At 44.4% G+C, this 20123-nt stretch carries 17 protein-coding genes; 4 read left to right on the top strand and 13 right to left on the bottom strand.

Annotation, left to right across the window (positions count from 1 at the left end; translation table 11 throughout):
* The first annotated feature begins 72 nt into the window (after positions 1-72).
* The 4 genes from JMY08_RS00940 (at position 73) to JMY08_RS00925 (ending at position 5119) form a co-directional block, all read left to right on the top strand.
* Positions 73-756: a glutathione S-transferase family protein gene (locus tag JMY08_RS00940; protein WP_201588617.1), complete on the top strand. Its 684-nt coding sequence runs from the start codon at positions 73-75 to the stop codon at positions 754-756.
* A 39-nt stretch (positions 757-795) separates the two neighbouring features.
* Complete coding sequence (yghU, locus tag JMY08_RS00935; RefSeq protein WP_201588614.1) at positions 796-1653, top strand: glutathione-dependent disulfide-bond oxidoreductase; 858 nt, start codon at positions 796-798, stop codon at positions 1651-1653.
* 211 nt (positions 1654-1864) lie between these two features.
* Entirely contained in the window at positions 1865-2449 is a 585-nt protein-coding gene (locus JMY08_RS00930) for a TetR/AcrR family transcriptional regulator (RefSeq protein WP_201588610.1), read from the top strand.
* Positions 2450-3247: 798 nt separating this feature from the next.
* Complete coding sequence (locus JMY08_RS00925) at positions 3248-5119, top strand: hypothetical protein (protein ID WP_201588607.1); 1872 nt, start codon at positions 3248-3250, stop codon at positions 5117-5119.
* A gap of 327 nt (positions 5120-5446) precedes the next feature.
* Here JMY08_RS00925 and JMY08_RS00920 read toward each other — a convergent pair whose 3' ends face one another.
* The 13 genes from JMY08_RS00920 to JMY08_RS00860 form a co-directional block, all read right to left on the bottom strand.
* Positions 5447-5875 carry an acetyl-CoA carboxylase biotin carboxyl carrier protein gene (locus JMY08_RS00920; RefSeq protein WP_201588604.1) on the bottom strand — a complete coding sequence of 143 codons (429 nt, stop codon included), beginning with the start codon at positions 5873-5875 and terminating at the stop codon, positions 5447-5449.
* A 23-nt stretch (positions 5876-5898) separates the two neighbouring features.
* Positions 5899-7086: an NRAMP family divalent metal transporter gene (locus tag JMY08_RS00915; RefSeq protein WP_110923445.1), complete on the bottom strand. Its 1188-nt coding sequence runs from the start codon at positions 7084-7086 to the stop codon at positions 5899-5901.
* Positions 7087-7140: 54 nt separating this feature from the next.
* Entirely contained in the window at positions 7141-7878 is a 738-nt protein-coding gene (pxpA, locus tag JMY08_RS00910; protein WP_201588602.1) for a 5-oxoprolinase subunit PxpA, read from the bottom strand.
* On the bottom strand, positions 7868-8791 hold the full coding sequence (locus JMY08_RS00905; protein WP_201588600.1) for a biotin-dependent carboxyltransferase family protein: 924 nt from the start codon (positions 8789-8791) through the stop codon (positions 7868-7870). The genes pxpA and JMY08_RS00905 overlap by 11 nt, the downstream gene beginning before the upstream one ends.
* 52 nt (positions 8792-8843) lie before the next feature.
* Positions 8844-9497 (bottom strand): 5-oxoprolinase subunit PxpB, encoded by a 654-nt coding sequence (pxpB, locus tag JMY08_RS00900; protein ID WP_201588598.1) that lies wholly within the window; start codon positions 9495-9497, stop codon positions 8844-8846.
* A 195-nt stretch (positions 9498-9692) separates the two neighbouring features.
* Complete coding sequence (accC, locus tag JMY08_RS00895) at positions 9693-11039, bottom strand: acetyl-CoA carboxylase biotin carboxylase subunit (protein WP_201588585.1); 1347 nt, start codon at positions 11037-11039, stop codon at positions 9693-9695.
* Between the two features lie 67 nt (positions 11040-11106).
* Entirely contained in the window at positions 11107-11637 is a 531-nt protein-coding gene (locus JMY08_RS00890) for an acetyl-CoA carboxylase biotin carboxyl carrier protein (protein WP_201588582.1), read from the bottom strand.
* A 159-nt stretch (positions 11638-11796) separates the two neighbouring features.
* Positions 11797-12588 (bottom strand): putative hydro-lyase, encoded by a 792-nt coding sequence (locus tag JMY08_RS00885; RefSeq protein WP_201588579.1) that lies wholly within the window; start codon positions 12586-12588, stop codon positions 11797-11799.
* A 546-nt stretch (positions 12589-13134) separates the two neighbouring features.
* On the bottom strand, positions 13135-13863 hold the full coding sequence (locus tag JMY08_RS00880; RefSeq protein ID WP_265089732.1) for a DUF3726 domain-containing protein: 729 nt from the start codon (positions 13861-13863) through the stop codon (positions 13135-13137).
* A complete protein-coding gene (locus JMY08_RS00875; RefSeq protein WP_265089731.1) occupies positions 13860-15587 on the bottom strand; it encodes a hypothetical protein in 1728 nt (575 codons plus the stop codon). Before JMY08_RS00875 ends, JMY08_RS00880 begins: the two co-directional genes overlap by 4 nt.
* Before the next feature lie 93 nt (positions 15588-15680).
* On the bottom strand, positions 15681-17369 hold the full coding sequence (locus JMY08_RS00870) for a BCCT family transporter (RefSeq protein ID WP_201588576.1): 1689 nt from the start codon (positions 17367-17369) through the stop codon (positions 15681-15683).
* A gap of 177 nt (positions 17370-17546) precedes the next feature.
* Complete coding sequence (locus JMY08_RS00865; protein WP_189582347.1) at positions 17547-18536, bottom strand: membrane dipeptidase; 990 nt, start codon at positions 18534-18536, stop codon at positions 17547-17549.
* A 97-nt stretch (positions 18537-18633) separates the two neighbouring features.
* Complete coding sequence (locus tag JMY08_RS00860) at positions 18634-20109, bottom strand: aldehyde dehydrogenase family protein (RefSeq protein ID WP_201588573.1); 1476 nt, start codon at positions 20107-20109, stop codon at positions 18634-18636.
* Between the last annotated feature and the right edge of the window lie 14 nt (positions 20110-20123).

Here is a 20123-nt window from a genome sequence, read left to right as displayed (position 1 = left end):
GGTCGTTCATTTATGTTTATTGTAGCTACGCGACGGACATCTAAATTCTTTTCACCCTTCAAGGATAGTATTATGATTAAATTTTATTTTCACCAAACGCCTAATCCAATGAAAGTGGCTTTGTATCTTATGGAGACAGGCCTCACTTACGAGCTGATGCCGGTAGATACTTTAAAAGGTGAGCAACACACGCCTGAGTATCGCGCGATTAACCCAAACGGTAAAGCGCCCGCTATTGAAGACGATGGCCACCGAGTCTTTGATTCGACAGCTATTTTGATGTACTTGGCTGAAAAAACAGGCAAGCTTGCTGGAAAGCCAGAAGACCGAGGCGAGATGCTGTCATGGCTAATGTTTGTCGCGACAGGCCTAGGTCCATTTTCTGGTCAATCAGTGCATTTTAGACATAAAGCACCTGAAAAAAACCCTTATGCGATCAATCGTTATCTTCGTGAAGCAGAGCGTCATTACGAAGTGCTAGATAAGCACATGGAAGGCCGTGAATATTTAGTTGGAGACACCTACTCTATTGCGGATATCTCTGCTTGGGGCTGGGTTGACAAGGCCGCCTTTGTATTGGGCGAAGCAGGGTTAGACAATTATCCGAATCTCAAACGTTGGTTTGCTAGTATAAACACTCGTCCTGCGGTTGATAAAGCTCGCAATATCGCCAAAGACATTGAGTTCAAATCAGATTTTGATGACGTAGCTGCACGCGCCTTATATCCACAAAACTTTGCTAAAGACATCAAATAACTTCGAATAACTTCGAATATAAAAACAGGAATAATAAAAATGGAAAACCAATACGTACCTCCCAAAATCTGGACGCATGATGCAGAGAGTGGCGGTAAATGGGCCAGTGTGAATCGCCCCGTTTCCGGTGCTACCCATGAAAAAGAACTACCAGTCGGCAAGCATGATTTGCAACTATATTCGATGGGCACGCCCAACGGTCAAAAAGTCACCATCATGCTAGAGGAGCTACTAGCGCTAGGCAAAGATGCAGAATACGACGCCCATATGATTAATATTGGCGACGGCGATCAGTTTTCATCAGGCTTTGTCGATATCAACCCCAACTCAAAAATCCCAGCGTTCGTTGATCGCTCTGTCTCAGAGACTGAAATGGTATTTGAGTCGGCATCTATTTTGCTTTACCTTGCTGAAAAGTTTGATACATTACTACCTAAAGCAGGCAGCAAACGCACCCAAGTCTTTAACTGGCTATTTTGGTTACATGGTTCTGCCCCATACTTGGGCGGCGGTTTTGGGCATTTTTATGCTTATGCGCCCGAAAAATTTGAATATGCCATCAATCGCTTTACCATGGAAACCAAGCGCCAGTTGGACGTGCTTGATAAGCAATTGGCAAAAAATGAATTTATTGCCGGTGATGAGTATAGTATCGCCGATATTGCTACTTGGCCTTGGTATGGCAACTTGGTGTTGGGCAATCAGTATGAGGCAAAAGACTTTTTGCAAGTCGATGATTACACCCATGTGCAGCGTTGGGCAAAAGCTATCTTAGCGCGTCCCGCAGTACAACGTGGTCGTATCGTCAACCGTACGTGGGGCGAAGCATGGGAACAACTGGAAAACCGTCACAGTTCGACAGATATCGATAAAGTATTGGCACTAAAACCGGAGTAACTGGTTAGCACCAACACAGTGCTGCTAGGATAATTTTTTGTCGCCTCTGTCGGCGTAGGCACATAGGCACAGCACGCAAGAAACAGTTATCCTAGTAACACGTTATAATGGTTATGCTTTTGTAGTTTGAGATTAACTCTACTAATAATACTTGGTTTTCCAGAATTTAAGATGGCAGTTTTATAAAACAATAGCTTTTAAGGTGAACATGATGAGTGAACAAGCGAAGTTTAATCGTGATGACGTAATCGAAAAAGCCAAAAATCTTTATTGGGAAAAAGGCTACCACGCCACCTCCATGAGAAACTTACAGGAGGTCATGGACATGCGCCCTGGCAGTCTTTATGCCGCTTTTGGTAATAAAGACAATTTGTTTAAAGAAGCCTTAAACCGCTATGCTGAGCAAGGGGCGGTCAATCTTACCAATGGCATTGCGCAAGAAAAAACCGTCCTAGCTGGCCTCAAGCGTTTTGTCCGTAGTGTGACTGTCTGTAGCAAAGGCACTGCACCCAGCGGCATGTGCATGGTGGTCAAAACCATCGCTGAGCTCACACAAAACGACAGCCCAGAGTTACTGACTTATGCGACAAGCATTTTAGAACGTGTGGAGACCTCTTTTGTTAGAGCCTTTGAGCAAGCCATCGATAACTGTGAAATAAGCAGTGATAAAGATCCAAACGAACTGGCGCGCTACTTCCAAATTCAACTCATCGGTTTAAGAACTTATGCGCAGGTAAGTAATGATACAGAAGCGGTAGACAGATATATTGATGGTATATTTGAGCAATTTTTATAAGATGATTTTTGTTGGATATCATTCGAACCTACATGGATGTTATCTATGAAAATAAATCAGCACACCTTTGATTTAAACATACGCCTCTTTGAGGTCTGAATGCGTGAGCTATATTTAGCTGCTATTACTTCAGACAAAACATAGGCTGAGGATGCGGCAGGTCAAGTGGCAAATGGTTTTTTGCTCAATACTGTTGAAATATTCGCTAATCCCACTCAGTTTGAGATGGCAATATCGCCTCGCCTTACGCTAATAAATTACTCTCCAAAAAAGGCAGCCTAGGCTGTCTTTTTTATGGCGTATTATCCTATAGTCAAGGAGTTTTAGAATCGCTACAAGGCGACCGACCGCAGATAGGATAGTACACTGAGTACATCTAGCACGGATAACACCGTAGCGGTTTAAAAGTGCTCTGACTATATAAGTGAGAATAAGCAAAGTACTGCTTTGGTCGAGTACCACCCGCAGGGCTGTGCGCGCCGTGGAAATAGAATTTAAAAGAGTTTAGGCCATAAATCGCCAAAAAAATGTAGTTTTATTATCATCGTCAGAGCGCATAACTAAAACGTCACTGTTTGTTTATAAAACTTGATAGCAAGCATCAGCTGTAAAATTAGCGCGAATGGCTTTACTGTCTTAAAAGTAAAATTATTTAATATTCAGTGAGTTATGATTTAGCGTGCTTTATACCTGTTATTTTTTATTTATTACTTAAATTTAACACAATGTAATAATTATGTGATATAAAAAATCCTACATACGGAAATGTTGCCGGTCTAACCGGAAATGGAGATTTAAATGCGACTGAATAAGCTTTCGATGGCCGTTCATGCGGCTACTATTTTTGCAGCTAGCATTGCTTTGACAGGATGTTTTTCTGATGATGACAATAATATTACTAGCACACCTTCGGTAATTGAGCCTTGTTCCTCGGTACTTAATGCTATTCAAGTAAATGATATGTGTGTATCGACCACAACTGTATCGAGTCCTGCCAAAGCAGCACAAACCCCTGGAACAGCAGGCGTAGTCGTCACTAATCCCAAACTCATCACTCATTTAGGTGCAAACGCTGATCTCAACCAAGCACGTTATACGCGTTACGCACTCGCTGATCAAGACAATCAACAGCCTGATGCGATTTTGGTTGCCATACCCGGCACACTAGGCTCAGCGCACAATTATTTCCGACTGGCTGAAAACCTTATGATAAAGGCGAAGGCTGCTGGAATGACAGTCGAGGTATGGGGTTTTGATCGTCGCTCTACATTACTTGAAGACACAGCTGGTCTGGATATTGCTGAAAAAAATAGAGATGTTAAGATCGCTTTAGACTCTCTTTTTGGTGGTGAGCTGGATCTAGATCTGAGTCCTGAGTTGAATCGTCGTGCTGAATTTTATGAGCAAAGTGACGTTCCTTTTATGGTGAATTGGACGCCTCAAGTTCATTCACAAGATATTAATGAGGTAGTCGAATTGGCACGAGAAGCGGCGCGTAATGGCAACGTCTTTTTAGCAGGTCATTCTGCTGGTACGGGATTTGTAGCACGTTATGCGGCGACTGATTTTAATTTTAGTGGCATGGGTGCTGAAGATCCCGGTTACGCTAAGCTGCGAGGACTGGTACTACTGGAAGGTTCAGGTGGCGCGCTAGCAGGTGAGCCTCCATCTGATGCTCAGTTAGATGCTGTGGAAGCTGCCGCTGATGGTGGACTTTATGCAGCAGCGCAAGCAGGTCGAATAAGCTCATATATTGCTTTACCAGGCCTAAGTCCGCGGCTAGTGGCATCGACTGAAGTACTGGGTATGCAAATGGTATTTGAGGATACGATTAATGGCACCCAGAATATACTACAACAAGGTTTCGGTGCAGATCGCAATGGCAAAACAAATAGCGTCTATCAGCAGGTAGAAGGCCTTGTCGATCGTCCTGTGCCAGTGACCGCTGGCGCTGCTGTAGGTACTTTTCAGGATGATGATAATATCCTCACACCAGCATTCATTCAACTATCAATGGGTATCATTGGCAATTCAAATGCTGATGGCGTGTTCACATGGTTAGATAACGATCAGCCCTTACCAAGTTCAGTCTTTGTTGATAATGGGCCTGCGCCGACCATGCTATCGAATCAGTCTTTGATTTGGGGTGTTGAGGCAGAGCCAACCAATCTGAAGCGCATCGCACCATCGTTCTTTGTCGGTGGTACTAACTACAGTGATTGGTATTATCCTAGCACTGGTTTGCTACTTGCTAACAACGCGGCGGCAGGTGGTGCAAATTTGGGGCTGGATACCAGTAAATTATCATTACCAATAGCCCAAGGTGGACGGGGTCGATCAGATATTGTCAATCAAACTCAAGCTCGCAAGATTGATGTGCCGGTGATTGGTTTTGGTGGCACCAATGGTCTGACGCCTGTATCAGGGCTCTGGCGTAGCTTTGCCAATGCAATCGCGCCTTGTGTCACAATGACGTGTAATGGGACGCCAAGAATGTTGTCTGGCGCGGCAGATTTAAGCGCATTTCCAACTTATGGTGGGTCAGAAGGCGGCTTTGAAGTATATATGAGTGAAGGCTATGCCCATAACGATATACTTTCCGCTGACGACGATGCCAACAACAATGTGATTGATCCGTTGCTCGCGTTTATCAAACGCAATGCTCAGTAATTGATTCACTGCAACAGTAGAAAGGCCACCTTTGAGTGGCCTTTCTTAGTTTTTCTGTGGTTCAAGCGCGCTTAACAAAGGCTGTTTTTGCTACCAAAACAGTTATAGCTTAAATTCTCTTTGCAACAGCAGGCTAACTAACAGAGTCAAAACTCCAGTTTACAGGCTATAGTCAGGTCAATATAAAACAGAGACAGCATGACATCATAGGTCAATAAAAAATCAATGTCAGCTATCGAAACCGCCTTAGGTAATACCACCTATACCCACCTATACCCACCTATACCCACCTATACCCACCTATACGAATATTAAATGCCTACCTGTCTAAATAGGAACGCCCGATAGGTCTAAAATAGGCTGTCCGTATTCAACGTTCTGACCATTTTCAACCAAAACTGCCGTGACCACACCTTCTTTATTACTAATCACTGGCTGCAAACGGGTCAATTCATCAATGAAGCAAACGGTTTGACCTTTTTGAATGTGTTCGCCTTCTTTGACCAAGTTGTCTGTTGCATCGTCTTCACTTAAGTAGACCTGCCCTACATAAGTGGCACCTACTTGCAAGACATCACTACCCTGCTGTTCAGGCTCATGAGTAGTCGTGTCATCTATAGGATTAGCGCTCACATTATTCTGCACACCTAAACTGTTAACCACCGTAATAGATTGCCCGTTGTCTGCAATCGTGACTTCGTGCAGCTGACTGCTTTCAACCAGTTTGACCACACGTGCTATTTGCTCTATATCCATAATACATTCCTTCTCTTAATTTTTTAACTCATGCCCAGATATTTAGCAATGGTCATGACACTCAGGATACTCATAACAATGGCGATTAACCAACCAAATACCGCAATCCAAATAGGATGCTTATAATTGCCAACGATATTTTTTCTGTAGGCGGCAATCAGGATAATGACCATGGCGATAGGCAATACCAAACCATTTAACGTACCGACCAATACCAGTACTTGGGCCGGTTTACCGATAGTGGCAAACACCATTGTCGAGATCACGATGAAACCAATAATGAAGTAGCGTTTGTGCTTCTCAATGAATGGATGGAAGTTGGTCATAAAAGACACAGAGGTATAAGCAGCACCAATCACCGAGGTCACAGAAGCGGCCCAAATCACCATACCAAAAATAACTTTACCCGCATTTCCTAAAATGTACTGAAACGGCGACATGGCTGGGTTGGCAGGATCCAATGCAAAGCCTTGAGATACCACGCCTAATACTGCAAGGAATAAAAACACGCGAATCACAGAGGCAATCAAAATACCAGAGACCGAGCTTCTGGTCACTGATTTTAAATTCTCTTCTCCACTCACGCCTGCTTCTAATAAGCGATGCGCACCTGAGAAAGTAATATAACCGCCAACCGTACCGCCGACTAACGTCACGATAGCGACTGCATCAATTTTGTCGGGCATGATCGTTTTGCTGACGGCTTCTGCTAATGGCGGATCAGATTTAAAGACCACATAAATGACCAATACAATCAGGATAAAGCCCATTAACTGAGCGAACTTATCCATCATAGGCCCCGTTTCTCGGCCTAAAAATATGGCGACGGCAATCACACCACTGATCAGGGCGCCTGTAATGGGTGACATGTTGAACATGGACTGCATGCCAAGTCCGGCACCGCCAATATTACCAATATTAAAAGCCAGACCACCCGCAATGATTAAGAACGCGAGCAAGTAACCGACACCAGGAAACACCAAGTTGGCGATTTCCTGTGCACGCTTTTTGGAGACCGCGACTACTCGCCAAACGTTAAGCTGGACGCCGATGTCCATAACAATGGATATTAAGATAACAAAGCCGAAACTCGCCATTAGGCTTTCGGTGAATGTGGCCGTTTGGGTCAAAAACCCTGGCCCTACTGCTGATGTGGCCATCAGGAAGGCCGCGCCTAAAATGGCGGTATTATGTTTTTTTATAGTGCTCATAAACATCCTTGTGCTATATGGAATTATTCAATCAAACGATTAATGGGAGGATATTTAGTGGGCAGATATAGTGATACCTTTGAGCTCTAGTTGTTTCTTTATTTCTTGCGCGAATAAAATAGCGTGCTCACCATCCCCATGTAGGCAGATACTTTGCGCCTCTACAGGTACGGTTTGACCGCAGACACTGGTGACTGTCCCTTCAGTAATCATTTGCAACACATGCTTAACCGCATCGTCTGTGTCGGTTATCAGGGCGTTGTCTTTGCTACGAGAGACCAATGAGCCGTCTTTTTCATAGTTCCTATCGGCAAACACTTCTGATATCGCCTCTAGACCCTGTTTTTTGGCTGCCTTAACCAGATAACCACCAGACAGACCCATGACCTTTAGGCTTGGATCAAATCGTTTGATTTCACTGACCAAAATGTCTGATAAATTTTCATCAATGGCCGCTTGGTTGTACAACGCACCATGCGGTTTTACATAGTCCAAAGTCACGCCGACTAAGTCACAAAGTGCTTTGGTTGCGCCCAGCTGATACACCAATAAAGCACGATAGTCGGCTTCACTTAACGGCTGATGAATACGACCAAAGTTTTCTCTATCGTTTAGACCAGGGTGCGCGCCTACGCTGACGTTGTTTACTTTTGCCAATTGCAACGTGGCTAGCATCTCGCTATAAGACCCAGCGTGCAAGCCGCAGCAGACATTCGCTGAGCTGACTATCGTCAATAACTTATCGTCTTGCCCGCAGCCTTCAGCCACATCAGCATTTAAATCAATTTTCATTGGCATACTCCTTTATTTGATCGATGTAATGTTGTCTTTTTTGTTGTTCACGCAATGCCTGCTCTAACGACACAACGACGAACTGACAGGCTTTGCCAAATCTAATCTGTGCCATCAGGCCTATGTCTGCTTGAATCACGGTTGCAATTTTCGGGTAGCCACCCGTTGTTTGCCCATCCGCCATCAAAATAATCGGTTGCCCTTGTGGTGGCACCTGAATCATACCAATATCAACACCATGTGAGCTCATTTCTACAGGCTTACTAAATTCAAGCGCTGTTGCTCCTTCAAGGCGGTAACCCATACGGTTGCTACTGGTTTGTAGTTTCCAAGGCTGATTTTCAAAAGCTTGTTGAGACGACTCAGTGAAGCAATCATACTCACTGCTTTTTATCACTCTAATGACATCGGTTGGTGCAAGCCGAGCCACCCCAATGACAGGCAGGTTTGATTCAGTTTTTACCGTTAAGCTGTCATCGACTTTTAAATATCTGCCTTCAAATCCGCCAAATCCTGCTTTGAGATTGGTGCTGACTGACTGCAATACTGGCTCGATATCAAAGCCACCGTGCACACACAAATAGGTATACATACCTTGTAGCGGACGCAAAAGTTTGAGCGTTTGCCCCGCTGTTGCATTGATACGCCAATAGCAAGGAACACGCTTGTCGTCTAAATACGCCTCGTATAAAGCGCCTGTTAAGCAAAAACTGACGCTTTCTTCAAACTGTATGGTTAGCTCACCGAGCGCTATTTCAATAGCAGGTTCGTTGGCTTCGTTTTTCATCAAAGCATTGCCGGCTTGCAGCGCCCAGCTGTCCATCACGCCATTTCTACCCACGCCCATACTGCGGTAACCCAGTCGTCCCGAATCTTGAATACTGGCAAGGGCACTCGCAGTTAAAATTTTCATTGATACCACCTGTTTATTTGTCTTTTTGATTCATGCATCTTTTATTTATCGCTTATTGATGAATATCAATCGCTTTAAATGTCAAAGTATCGCCTGCGTTAAGCAACGTCGGAGAAGACTTGGTTAAATCAAATAAAGCAGTATCCGTCTGGCCTAGTAGCTGCCAACCGCCTGGAGAATCAAAAGGATAAACCCCTGTCTGCTCACCGCCGATACCCACTGAGCCTGCCGGCACTTGAGTTCTAGGGATGGCATGCCTTGGGAAATACAGCGACTCAGACAAGCCGCCAAGATAAGGAAATCCTGGCTGAAAACCGATAAAGTAAACGGTATAAGTGGCTTTGGTATGTAGCTCAACAACGGCTTCAACCGAAAGGTTTAAGTCATTCGCCATGGCCGCTAAATCAGGGCCATACTTACCGCCGTACTGCACTGGTATCTCGACGTGCTTGCCTTGGATGGTTTTTGAAGGGATGTCATTGAGCAGGTCTGAAAGCTTATCTTTAAAGGTAGTAAGCTCAGCCCAAGTTAATGGCACGATGAATACACTGAGCGTATTCATACCAATCACCACTTCGATGACTTCTGGCATTTTCTGGATACTGTCTGATAAAGCCCAGCATTTTTGTTGTTTTTCTAGGGTGATCGGTTTAGGGAAAAACAACGCTAGATTGGTTTCACTGCATAGTTGCCATTGTAGTTCCATTAGCACGTACTCCATTATTTTTTATCTGCTATAGTCAAATCCCCTATAAATTGGATACGGTGTCAGGCTCGCTTAGTCTACGACTTGTAGTGCTTTCACTCGCCTTCTGTGTATCCAAATTATATTGAACCGACTATATCTTGATTCTGACGCTAATGTCAGATTTGGTTTTCATTTTTGTGGGCAAGACTTGATTTATATATTGTCTTGTATCCACTGTTCCAGATAATGAATGCTCATTTGACCCTGACAAAACACCTCATCTTCAAAGAGACGTTGATGCAGACCAATGTTGGTATCAATACCGGTGATTTGCGCTTCTGATAATGCCGCACGCATTTTTTCTATCGCTTTTTCTCTTGAACGATCTTGTACACATATCTTGGCAATCAAACTGTCATAAGATGGCGGCACGGTGTAGTTCGATTCAGCATGGCTATCCACTCTGATACCAAACCCTGCTGGCATGTGGCAGTAGTCTATGCGTCCAGCATTTGGTAAAAATGTCTGCGCGTTTTCAGCATTGATACGGCACTCAAAAGCGTGTCCGGTAATGGCGATATCATTCTGTTTGTATGCTAGTGGCAGTCCTGCAGCCACTCTGATCTGTTCTTGCACAATATCGACACCCGTCACCATCTCAGTAATGGTGTGCTCAACCTGCACACGGGTGTTCATCTCGATAAAGAAGAACTCGCCGTTTTCATATAAAAACTCAAACGTGCCTGCACCTCTATACTGCATTTGCTCACAAGCTGTGACACATGCTTGACCGATTTTCTGACGCTGCTCTTCGGTGATACCAGGTGCTGGCGCTTCTTCAATGACTTTTTGATGACGACGCTGCATAGAGCAATCACGCTCGCCTAAATAAATAGCATTGCCGTGAGTATCAGACATGACTTGCACTTCGATATGACGAGGTGCTTGTAAGTATTTTTCAAGATAGACGATAGCGCTACCAAAATTGGCTTTGGCTTCTGTTTGCGTCATAGAGATAGCAGAGAGTAAGTCGGCTTCTTTTTCGACCACGCGCATACCACGCCCGCCGCCGCCGCTTGCTGCCTTGATGATGACTGGATAACCGACCTCACTGGCAATCTTGATAACTTGCTCTGAATCAGCAGGCAATGCGCCATCAGAACCAGGCACGCAGGGCACGCCAGCCATTGTCATTTGTTTTTTGGCTTCAACTTTGTCGCCCATGTTTCTGATGTTGTCAGCCGTTGGGCCAATAAACGTGAGACCTGAGTCTTCAATCAAAGCCGCAAAGTCTGCGTTTTCAGACAAAAAGCCATAGCCTGGATGGATGGCTTGTGCGTTGGTGATTTTTGCAGCAGAAACCAACGCTCTTTGATTGAGGTAGCTGTGTGTGGCATTTGCAGGCCCGATACAGATTTTTTCATCGGCTAGGCGTACGGGCAATGAGTCTTTGTCTGATTCAGAATGCGCAATGACGGATTTAATACCCAACTGCTTACAAGCTCGGATAATACGTAGAGCAATCTCGCCACGGTTGGCAATTAAGATTTTTGTGAACATATTTATTCCCTTAAAAATACAGTGTTTGTGCAGCGTCTATACAATATTGAGTGGCTATTGATTGACTTTAACTGTTTGGCGCTATAATAAATAAAGGCTGTGCATATTCTACGACATCACCTTCCTCAATCAGAATCTCTTGAATCGTACCGTCAGATTCTGCTTTTACTTCATGCATCATTTTCATGGCTTCAATGATACATAGGGTCTGCCCTGCTACTACCTGATCGCCCACCTTAAAAAACGCCTCAGCGGTCGGCTCAGAGCGAAGATAAAAAGTGCCGAGCATAGGCGCCAATACTTGGGGTGAAGATGAAGAGCTAGATGAATTAGTGACCTCTGTCGTCACCGTTTCATCAATAGAGCTATTGTCTGCACTGGTATTATTAGGAGTGTTATTGTTGGAGGTTAGTGTGTGTGATTCTGAATGAGTAGTTTTTGAGTGACGAGTATTACCAATATGATTGCTGCTTTCATTGCCATTAGCCTGACAAATGATAGAGATGCGTGCATCACCATCAGTTACTTCTAATGATTGTATGTCAGCGCTTTCTGCGATTTTGATCAGCTTTTCTAGATCTGTAAAGTTAATATTCATATTGTTAGCTATTCCATTAGAGTAAAAGTGAATAATTGTTTTTTATAAAAAATTTGTGCGATGCGATACGTTTTTATTTACCGAGAGCTTTGTGGACAAACAAGATTGGATGCCATTACATTTTAAAATGGCGTTTCAAAATAGCGTTGTCACCCAACATTATAGAACTGCCAAGTCTTCATCTTTTGGGTCGCAGATAAACATATGTCCCGGCGCGTGCGTTATCATCAGTTCAGGTTTACTGGTCATTGCGATGCTTTGAGGCGTCACACCACAAGCCCAGAATACAGGGACTTCGCCTTCTTTTATGATGGATGCATCACCAAAATCAGGCGCATGAATGTCGGTTATACCGATGACACTAGGGTCTCCGATATGAATAGGCGCGCCGTGGACTTGCGGAAATCGAGAGGTGGCTTGGACGGCTCTGGTGATTAATGGATAAGGTATTGGCCGCATGCTAACCACCATTTTTCCATAAAACTGTCCTGCAGGCTCAGTTTCTATATTCGTGATATACATCGGCACATTGTGATTGTCTTCGATGTGTCTAACAGGAATAGACGCATTGAGCATGGCAGACTCAAAGGAAAAGCTACATCCTAAAAGAAAGCAGACCAAGTCCTCTCTCCAATAATCTGTTAAGTCTGACACCTCAGCTACTAGCTCGCCAAACTCGTATATTCGATACTTTGGAACATCAGACTTTAAGTCTGCGCCCTTCGCCATCAGCCGTGGTTCCGAACTACCAACATCTGTTATGTCTAAAATAGGACAAGATTTTGGGTTTCTTTGTGCAAACAATAAAAAATCATAGGCCAATTTCTTGGGTACTATGACTAGGTTTGCTTGTATGTGACCTTTGCACATGCCAGCAGTTGGCTTGTTGATTTCGTTCTTACCAATTAGTGCTCTGACCTCTTTTGGCGTCATATTTGCTAAATCTAACATGATTACAACCTCTTACGTTTTTACATTTCTGGCAGATAAAAAATCATCTAATAAAACCTGTATGAAGTTGGCGCTTTGTAACAGTATTTTATATATAGATAACTATATTATCGTTATGTAACCTAGCAGAACATTTTCAAAATGACAAGACGCAAGCATTGAAAATAAACGCATGCGATACATAAATGAGGATAGACAAGGAGGGGTTAGTTATATAAATGAAACTATGAGTCAGATCGAAAAGAGGTTCAAACGTTGGTAGAAGTGTTGGTACCATTTTGCAGAATTTAGCCGTGGTATATGTCGATTAAATAATATCTGACTGTTCGCGTCGAATATGTTTAACAGTTGCTACTCATATACTTATTTGGGCAAGTAACAATGAGAGATTACTGTTAAATCATTTCCTTACAGTCAGAAAGTCTTTGGATGAGCTGTTGAGCTATGTGCCAATCATGTGAAAGGCGGTCAATGAGCTAGCCGCTTTATTTAATTGAAAGTATGAATAAAACTTTTAGACCTTTCAAAATAGTTGGGCTTTATACTCTATACCCCGCCCGCACCTTTACTTGATGCTTCACTATTCTCAACCAATATTGCGGCGGCTGTTGTTTTGAGTATCGCCCATTGTTCATCGTCGACATAGATACCTTCTTTCCACGCGCGCTGATGGGTTGAAAACAGTTCATCTGTTGATATTTTACGATCGAAATTCTGAATATCGTTTTCAATATCAAAGTTTTGAGTCGCAATCTCGATAATCATATCATTGGTATTATAATTGGCTTGTGCTTTATCAAAAAAGTATAGATCAGGATAGACAAAGTCTTTATTTAACGTAAATAATGTATGTTTGGGCACAGAGCCATTGTCCCATTTGGCCAAGCAAGCAAAGCCTTTGGCAGCCAGTCCCACCAACTCGCTATAAGCCAACCAGCGATTATGACAGTTCTGCAAATAAATATAAAAATGCGCTGAGTCGCCCATTTTTTCAAGCGCATAGTCAATGATAGTTGGCAAATGACAGGCTAAGCTACTACCATGCAGATCTAAACGGATAGCACCTTCTTCCTGATGAACGATATCGATTGGGGTATCAATCTCGTTCAAGATATAGGGAGTGGCATTATTAAAATGTTTGATACCATCTAATCCTGCCATCTGTAGTTCGGCGACCATCGTGGCTATCACATCGGCTTCCCCTACCTCTCGGTGCAGCCCAGTAAAGGCTTTATACACCATTGCTACGATTTCATTGTGCGATACTACCATCATAAGTCAGAGCCTCCTTGCTCTATTGATACATCAGGCAATAAAGGAAACAGCCATTCATCACTACCTACTTCTGCAAATAAAGGTGCGCCTTGAAACAGGGTAATCCTGACCCAGCGATCGGATCTGGGATCAAACTTGGTTGCCCCAAACATCGATAATTTACACCGTAATAGATGCATGGGTAATGCGTCTTTGTGCAGGACATTCATCTGTATATCACCCAGCTGCTTATGTCCCATCGTCCAGACGCGGCGCGCAATTGAGCGATATCTGGGCTTATTCAAGATGAACTCGGATATTAGCTGCTGCGAATTAGCTTGTTTTAAAGCCAAATATAAATGATTGGCTTGGCGAGCGATATCCAAAGACAGCTCACGATCAGCACCCGGCTCCTGACCACGTATACCCATACGTGGCTCTTCCTTATCGATGGAACGATACCAAAACCAATGGCTATTCTCAGGCTGAGTAAAATCAATATCAATGGCCCAGCGATAGTGCTGCTCTAAGACGTCAATCAGATCTTGAATGACTTTACCTTTTGGTAACGATAAGGCTTCATCAGCATTGACGCTTTCGAGCAATGCATCGAAACGTTCAGGATACAGCTCTATTAAGCAAGAAATAATGACTTCTTGGCTCTCAAGGCTCAAATGGTCATGTGCCTGTAAAAAATCCGCCCATGTCGCATTATTATTAATAGTTGTCATCAAGTTGTTTTGTAAAATAATTAATTCGCTAACAACCGTTTCATTGCGTTTGATTTGCTGCTCATTGATGGTGACAATCTCGCCAAAATGCTGAATAGCACGTTTGATTAGACTGGCAAAATGTGCGGTTTCTTTAGGCTCAATCTGGCAAACCAATGTCGCCTGTAATGCCTCTTCACGGGTGGTCAGCCATTGGTCAACGACGCATGGATGATTGATTAAATAAGGCGCCATACCCAGACCGGTGGCATTACCAATGCCCAAATAACGCTTGATTTCTGGATGCAGCTTGACTGCGTTGCTGCCACCTTTTTTCTGTGCCAAATAATCAACCCAATCAAGGCTGAACTCACGCAACAAGTACACAGCACACATCTGCGCTCGGAACGACTGATTAAAGTCCTCGCTATGATCTAACGGTTTAAAATCATAAATACCGAACTTACCATTGCCATAGACCGCCGTGGTACGCAGGATGTAGCCGACTTGTGCGAGTACATCAATCTCAGGCTGCTTGCCAGCCGCAAGTGAGCTGACGATATGATCAAAGACTCGGACGCTCTTGTTTGCTCGTGCCAGCACCATCATCATGTTGGAATTACGACCAGTTTCTTGTAGCGGTACGTTGGCTTGTAGATTATTCAGTAATTCTTCGCTTATCTCACCAAACACCAGCCCAAAGGTGACATCCCATTTTTGGGCAATCACTCTATCATTACGCTCGTCATCAGCCAGCTCATTACAAAATACCACCAAATGATATAGATGCTCTGGGGTATGTAGACGATAGATAACCTTGCCATAGCCGTTCTCATCCAAATCCCACAGATGAGTGTTGAGCGTCCATTTTTCTCTATCAATTTTACGCAGTAATGTACGCACAAAGCTAACGCGGGTTTGATGCATGGCGCCCAGTCTTTGGGCATCCATAATCACATTACGAGTACGGAAACCTGTACTAAGTAAAGGCGGCTTTACGTCGATACTTTTATCATTTGCATAAACCATATTCATAATGTCACTACCTTACCTAATATACTGAGCCAGCAGCTTTGTTAATAATCTCAATGAGGATGTCTATTATTTACCGTTTGGTGATCTAGAACCTTAATCAGTTTTTTGCGTCATGCTTTCTTTAGATGGTTGAGCGTTTTCGGCTTCACTGATTTTATGCCTTACTTCTACTTTATTAGGACGATACAAGTCTTGCTCTCGTGCCATTTTCTGAGCAATCTGTGGACCATTCCATAGTGAAGGCAATAATACAAAAGAGACTGGCACGGCGGTAATCACGATAAAGGACTGTAATGCGGTTACGCCACCTGAGCCAAGCGAGATTAAAACAATTGCTGTCACCCCCATCATGATGCCCCAAAAGGTGCGAATCATGGCGTTTGGTTCACGCTCGCCACTGATGACCACACTGATGGTATACGTCATCGAATCGCCCGTCGTAACGATGAAGACCGTGGTCAGAATCAGAAACAATATCGAGGTAATCAAAGGAAATGGGAGTTGCTGCGTCACGGCCAATAGCGCACCAGGTAAGTTGAAGCCTTCAAATGCACTACTGACACTGCCGGGGTTGGCAATCTCAAAAGCCAGGCCAGAACCACCGACGACCGTGAACCAAAAGCACGTCACAAGCGGGGCAATAATACATACGGTGGTAATCAGCTGACGAATAGTACGACCGCGTGAAATACGAGCGATAAAGATTGCCATCATAGGGCCATAACCCAAGAACCAACCCCAAAAGAATACCGTCCACCAACTCAACCAACCTTCATCACCACGAAACGTCGCCATCGGGACAAAGTTGTCAATCATAGTGCCGACACCCTGAATGTAGCCGTTGACAATAAAATTGGTCGGACCAAATATTAAGATAAAGACCATCAGTGCAAAAGCCAAGATGACGTTGAAGCGACTGAGCAGCTGCATACCACGAGTCAGTCCACTGATCGCAGACAACGTATAGAGTATGATGGCGAAGACAATAATGATTAGCTGAGTGGTGAACGTATCGGGAATACCGAATAACTCATTGAGTGCATAGCTGGTCTGCAAGCCCAAGAAACCAATAGGACCGATCGTGCCCGCAGCAACCGCTACAATACAGCAAGCATCAATGATTGCGCCCGTATGGCCTGTGAGTACGCGCTCACCAAACATAGGATAGAGTAAGGTACGAGGCTTCAACGGCAAGCCTTTGTCATAATGCAAATGCATGATCACAATCGCGGTTAAACTACCTACAATCGCCCACGCCAAAAACCCCCAATGCATAAATGATTGAGACAAAGCATTAAAAGCGCGTTGCTGTAGGTCGGCTGACTCACCGTATAAAGGAGGTGCTGACACGAAATGCGCGATTGGCTCGGCGGCAGCCCAAAAAACCCCACCACCGGCCAGTAGTGTGCAGAAAAGAATGGCCATCCACTTAAAACTGTCTATCTCAGGTACAGGTAAATTACCCAGTATCACGCGACCTGTACGACCAGCACCGACAGCCAAAGCAATAACAAAGGTCGCTAGTAGCAATATTTGCCAAAAAGGCCCAAATATTTTGACGGACCACGAGAAGCCCACTTCGACTATTTTTGCTAAGCGCGCTTCTGCAAAGATTGCCATCAAGACAAAAGCTACAATGAAACCACCGCTGTACCAAAATGCTGGATTTTTGAGACCTAATGTATCGGTAGAAATAGCGGCGGCTTTGGTGTCATTTGCTCCTTGATTAACAGGCGCTGAGCGTCCTTGCTCATCTTGATTAAATCCCTTTAAATCGGCCATGATGTGGCTCCATATTCTAACGTTTCGTTATTTAAATCAGGTGCATAGCAATAATGATGTATCTAAACAATCTCGCTACACCGTCTACTTCAAAAGGTTTTATGCTATAAAACGCATGTCGTCTTATAGCAATGTCGATCGCCCATTCATTAATAGTAATACTTTAAAAATAATTGGCTAGACTAAAGGCTTTATGCCATTTCCAAGGAAATCAAACCAGTTTTGACCGATGACTTTTCCAGCATCACTTTCATTAAAGCCATGTTTGAGCAGACCGTTATAGATATTTTCCATACCGTCTTTGCCAGCGAACCATGGCAAAGTATCTGGCCAACCTGAATTACTGGCATTGCCTTCGCCATAGTCCATCGCTTTTGACCAACGTCCATTACGCATCCACTCAAGTACAGCTTGTGGTTGATTAAGACATAAATCACTGCCAATCGCTAAATGCTCTACGCCATACTTATCAGCGCAATTGGCAATCATGGTACAGAAATCATCAAGCGTACAGTCACTACCATTTGGCAAATGGAATGGATATAAACTAAACCCTAACAACCCGCCTGCTTGGGTCAAGGCACTGATGACGGTGTCCGATTTATTACGCAGGGCCTCATGAGCCGTGGCGGGATTGGCATGGCTGATACATATCGGACGCGATGACACTTCTATCGCCTCAAGCGTTGAGCGCTCAGCGCTGTGTGACATATCGATAATCATACCGACACGATTCATCTCAGCGATGGCTTGCTGACCAAAACGGGTAATACCGCTGTCATTCTGCTCATAACAACCCGTCGCCAGTAAGCTCTGGTTGTTGTAAGTCAGTTGCATAATCAATAAACCTAAGCGGCGCATCACGCTAATCAAACCAATTTCATCATCAATTAGTGAACAGTTCTGCGCGCCAAAGAAGATGCCAACTTTGCCTTGCTCTTTGGCCATCTTGATATCAGCTACTGAGTACACAGGCAAGATAAGATCTGAGTTTTGCTCAAAGCGTGCATGCCATTCAGCAAAGCGAGTTGTGGTTTGGCGAGCGTCTTCGTGATAGACCAAGGTGGCGTGTACCGCATTGATGCCACTAGCTTGTAGCATCTTGAAGTAGTCGCGATCCCAATGGCTATACTGTAATCCGTCAATAACGATATGGTCTTGGTACATATCAACTCCATTTAATACTTTTATAAGTGACCGCTATTAAGTGCGTGTTTACACCCTGCCGCGTCGATAGCGGCTAACATGCTTGTCAAAAAGGTTTCTAATACGCTTTTTGATAAGCGGTCTTGACGATGGTATAGAACTCTTTGGCATATTGACCTTGCTCGCGCGGGCCAAAGCTTGACTGTTTACGACCACCAAATGGCACGTGATAATCAGTACCTGCAGTTGCTAGATTGACCATGACACAGCCAGCTTGTACTTGCTCTTTGAACATCGCACTGCTGCGTAAGCTTTGGGTAATGATACCGCCCGTCAGACCAAAACGCGTGTCATTGGTCATGGCAATCGCTTCGTCCAAATCCTTGACACGCATGACACAAGCCAGCGGAGCAAACACCTCTTCTTGGTTGATATCCCAGCTGTTGTCCGTCTCGGTAAATAACGTCGGCGACATATAGTAGCCGTCATGCGGCATCTCTAAACGCTCACCACCAAAGGCTAAATTTGCACCAGACTGTTTGGCCTTTTCGATCCAGTCCATGTTTGATGCCAGCTGCTTGTCATCGACAACAGGACCCATAAAGATACCTGCATCAAGCGCATGGCCGACTTTTAAGGTTTTCATTTTTGCGACCACACCTTCGACAAAGGCATCATGAATACTGTCCATTACGATGAGGCGTGACGAAGCGGTACATTTTTGTCCCGAACCACCAAACGCACCAGCCACTGCCGCATCGATAGCGACTTGCAGATCAGCATCGTCAGCGATAACCAAGGCGTTTTTGCTGCCCATCTCAAGCTGACAACGAATAAAGTTTGGTGCCGTTGCAGCAGCGACCTTGCGACCTGTTGGTACAGAACCTGTAAAGCTAACCGCATCGATATCTGTAGAATTAATGAGCGCATCACCGACTGACGAGCCGCCACCCAATAGCAGGTTAAACGTACCTTCTGGCATACCTTGACGATGGATGATTTCAGCCAATGCCACTGCGCTGGCAGGCGTTAAATTGGCAGGCTTCCAAATGACAGTGTTACCAAAGGCTAGCGCTGGCGCGATTTTCCATACAGCGGTGGCAGTTGGAAAATTCCAAGGTGAGATAATGGCAACCACACCGACTGCTTCGCGGGTAACTTCGACTTTAACACCAGGACGCACTGAATCAGCCGTATCACCCATTTGACGCAATACTTCCGCCGCATAGTAATGGAAGAACTGACCTGCGCGATAAATCTCGCCGCGACCTTCCGCAAACGGCTTACCTTCTTCAAGAGACAACAGCGTACCTAGCTCATCACAGCGAGCAATCATTTCATCGCCAATTGCTTGTAGGATAGACTGCTTTTTTTCTAAAGCGGTCGCTTCCCACTTTGGCTGGGCTTGACGCGCTGCAGCGATGGCATCTTTGACTTGATCGCCACTGGCTTGTGCGAACTCGCCGATAGTTTCAGTGATATCAGATGGGTTAATATTGGCAACGGTATTTACGCCTGCCTGCCATTCACCATTGATGTAAAGTGATTTGGTTGGGTCTTGCTGCAATATCTGTTGGGCGGTGTGAGCTGACATAAGAGCTTCCTTGA

The organism is Psychrobacter sp. Pi2-51, assembly GCF_904846665.1.
GTDB classification, from domain to species: Bacteria; Pseudomonadota; Gammaproteobacteria; order Pseudomonadales; family Moraxellaceae; genus Psychrobacter; species Psychrobacter glaciei.
Note: the sequence above shows the minus strand (reverse complement) of the source record. Positions and strands in the feature narration are given on the sequence as shown.

Bases quoted from the DNA above. Each gene is read 5' to 3' on its own strand.
- JMY08_RS00940 (WP_201588617.1), top strand. From the start codon at position 73: ATGATTAAATTTTATTTTCACCAAACGCCTAATCCAATGAAAGTGGCT.
- yghU (WP_201588614.1), top strand. From the start codon at position 796: ATGGAAAACCAATACGTACCTCCCAAAATCTGGACGCATGATGCAGAG.
- JMY08_RS00930 (WP_201588610.1), top strand. From the start codon at position 1,865: ATGAGTGAACAAGCGAAGTTTAATCGTGATGACGTAATCGAAAAAGCC.
- JMY08_RS00925 (WP_201588607.1), top strand. From the start codon at position 3,248: ATGCGACTGAATAAGCTTTCGATGGCCGTTCATGCGGCTACTATTTTT.
- JMY08_RS00920 (WP_201588604.1), bottom strand. From the start codon at position 5,875: ATGGATATAGAGCAAATAGCACGTGTGGTCAAACTGGTTGAAAGCAGT.
- JMY08_RS00915 (WP_110923445.1), bottom strand. From the start codon at position 7,086: ATGAGCACTATAAAAAAACATAATACCGCCATTTTAGGCGCGGCCTTC.
- pxpA (WP_201588602.1), bottom strand. From the start codon at position 7,878: ATGAAAATTGATTTAAATGCTGATGTGGCTGAAGGCTGCGGGCAAGAC.
- JMY08_RS00905 (WP_201588600.1), bottom strand. From the start codon at position 8,791: ATGAAAATTTTAACTGCGAGTGCCCTTGCCAGTATTCAAGATTCGGGA.
- pxpB (WP_201588598.1), bottom strand. From the start codon at position 9,497: ATGGAACTACAATGGCAACTATGCAGTGAAACCAATCTAGCGTTGTTT.
- accC (WP_201588585.1), bottom strand. From the start codon at position 11,039: ATGTTCACAAAAATCTTAATTGCCAACCGTGGCGAGATTGCTCTACGT.
- JMY08_RS00890 (WP_201588582.1), bottom strand. From the start codon at position 11,637: ATGAATATTAACTTTACAGATCTAGAAAAGCTGATCAAAATCGCAGAA.
- JMY08_RS00885 (WP_201588579.1), bottom strand. From the start codon at position 12,588: ATGTTAGATTTAGCAAATATGACGCCAAAAGAGGTCAGAGCACTAATT.
- JMY08_RS00880 (WP_265089732.1), bottom strand. From the start codon at position 13,863: ATGATGGTAGTATCGCACAATGAAATCGTAGCAATGGTGTATAAAGCC.
- JMY08_RS00875 (WP_265089731.1), bottom strand. From the start codon at position 15,587: ATGAATATGGTTTATGCAAATGATAAAAGTATCGACGTAAAGCCGCCT.
- JMY08_RS00870 (WP_201588576.1), bottom strand. From the start codon at position 17,369: ATGGCCGATTTAAAGGGATTTAATCAAGATGAGCAAGGACGCTCAGCG.
- JMY08_RS00865 (WP_189582347.1), bottom strand. From the start codon at position 18,536: ATGTACCAAGACCATATCGTTATTGACGGATTACAGTATAGCCATTGG.
- JMY08_RS00860 (WP_201588573.1), bottom strand. From the start codon at position 20,109: ATGTCAGCTCACACCGCCCAACAGATATTGCAGCAAGACCCAACCAAA.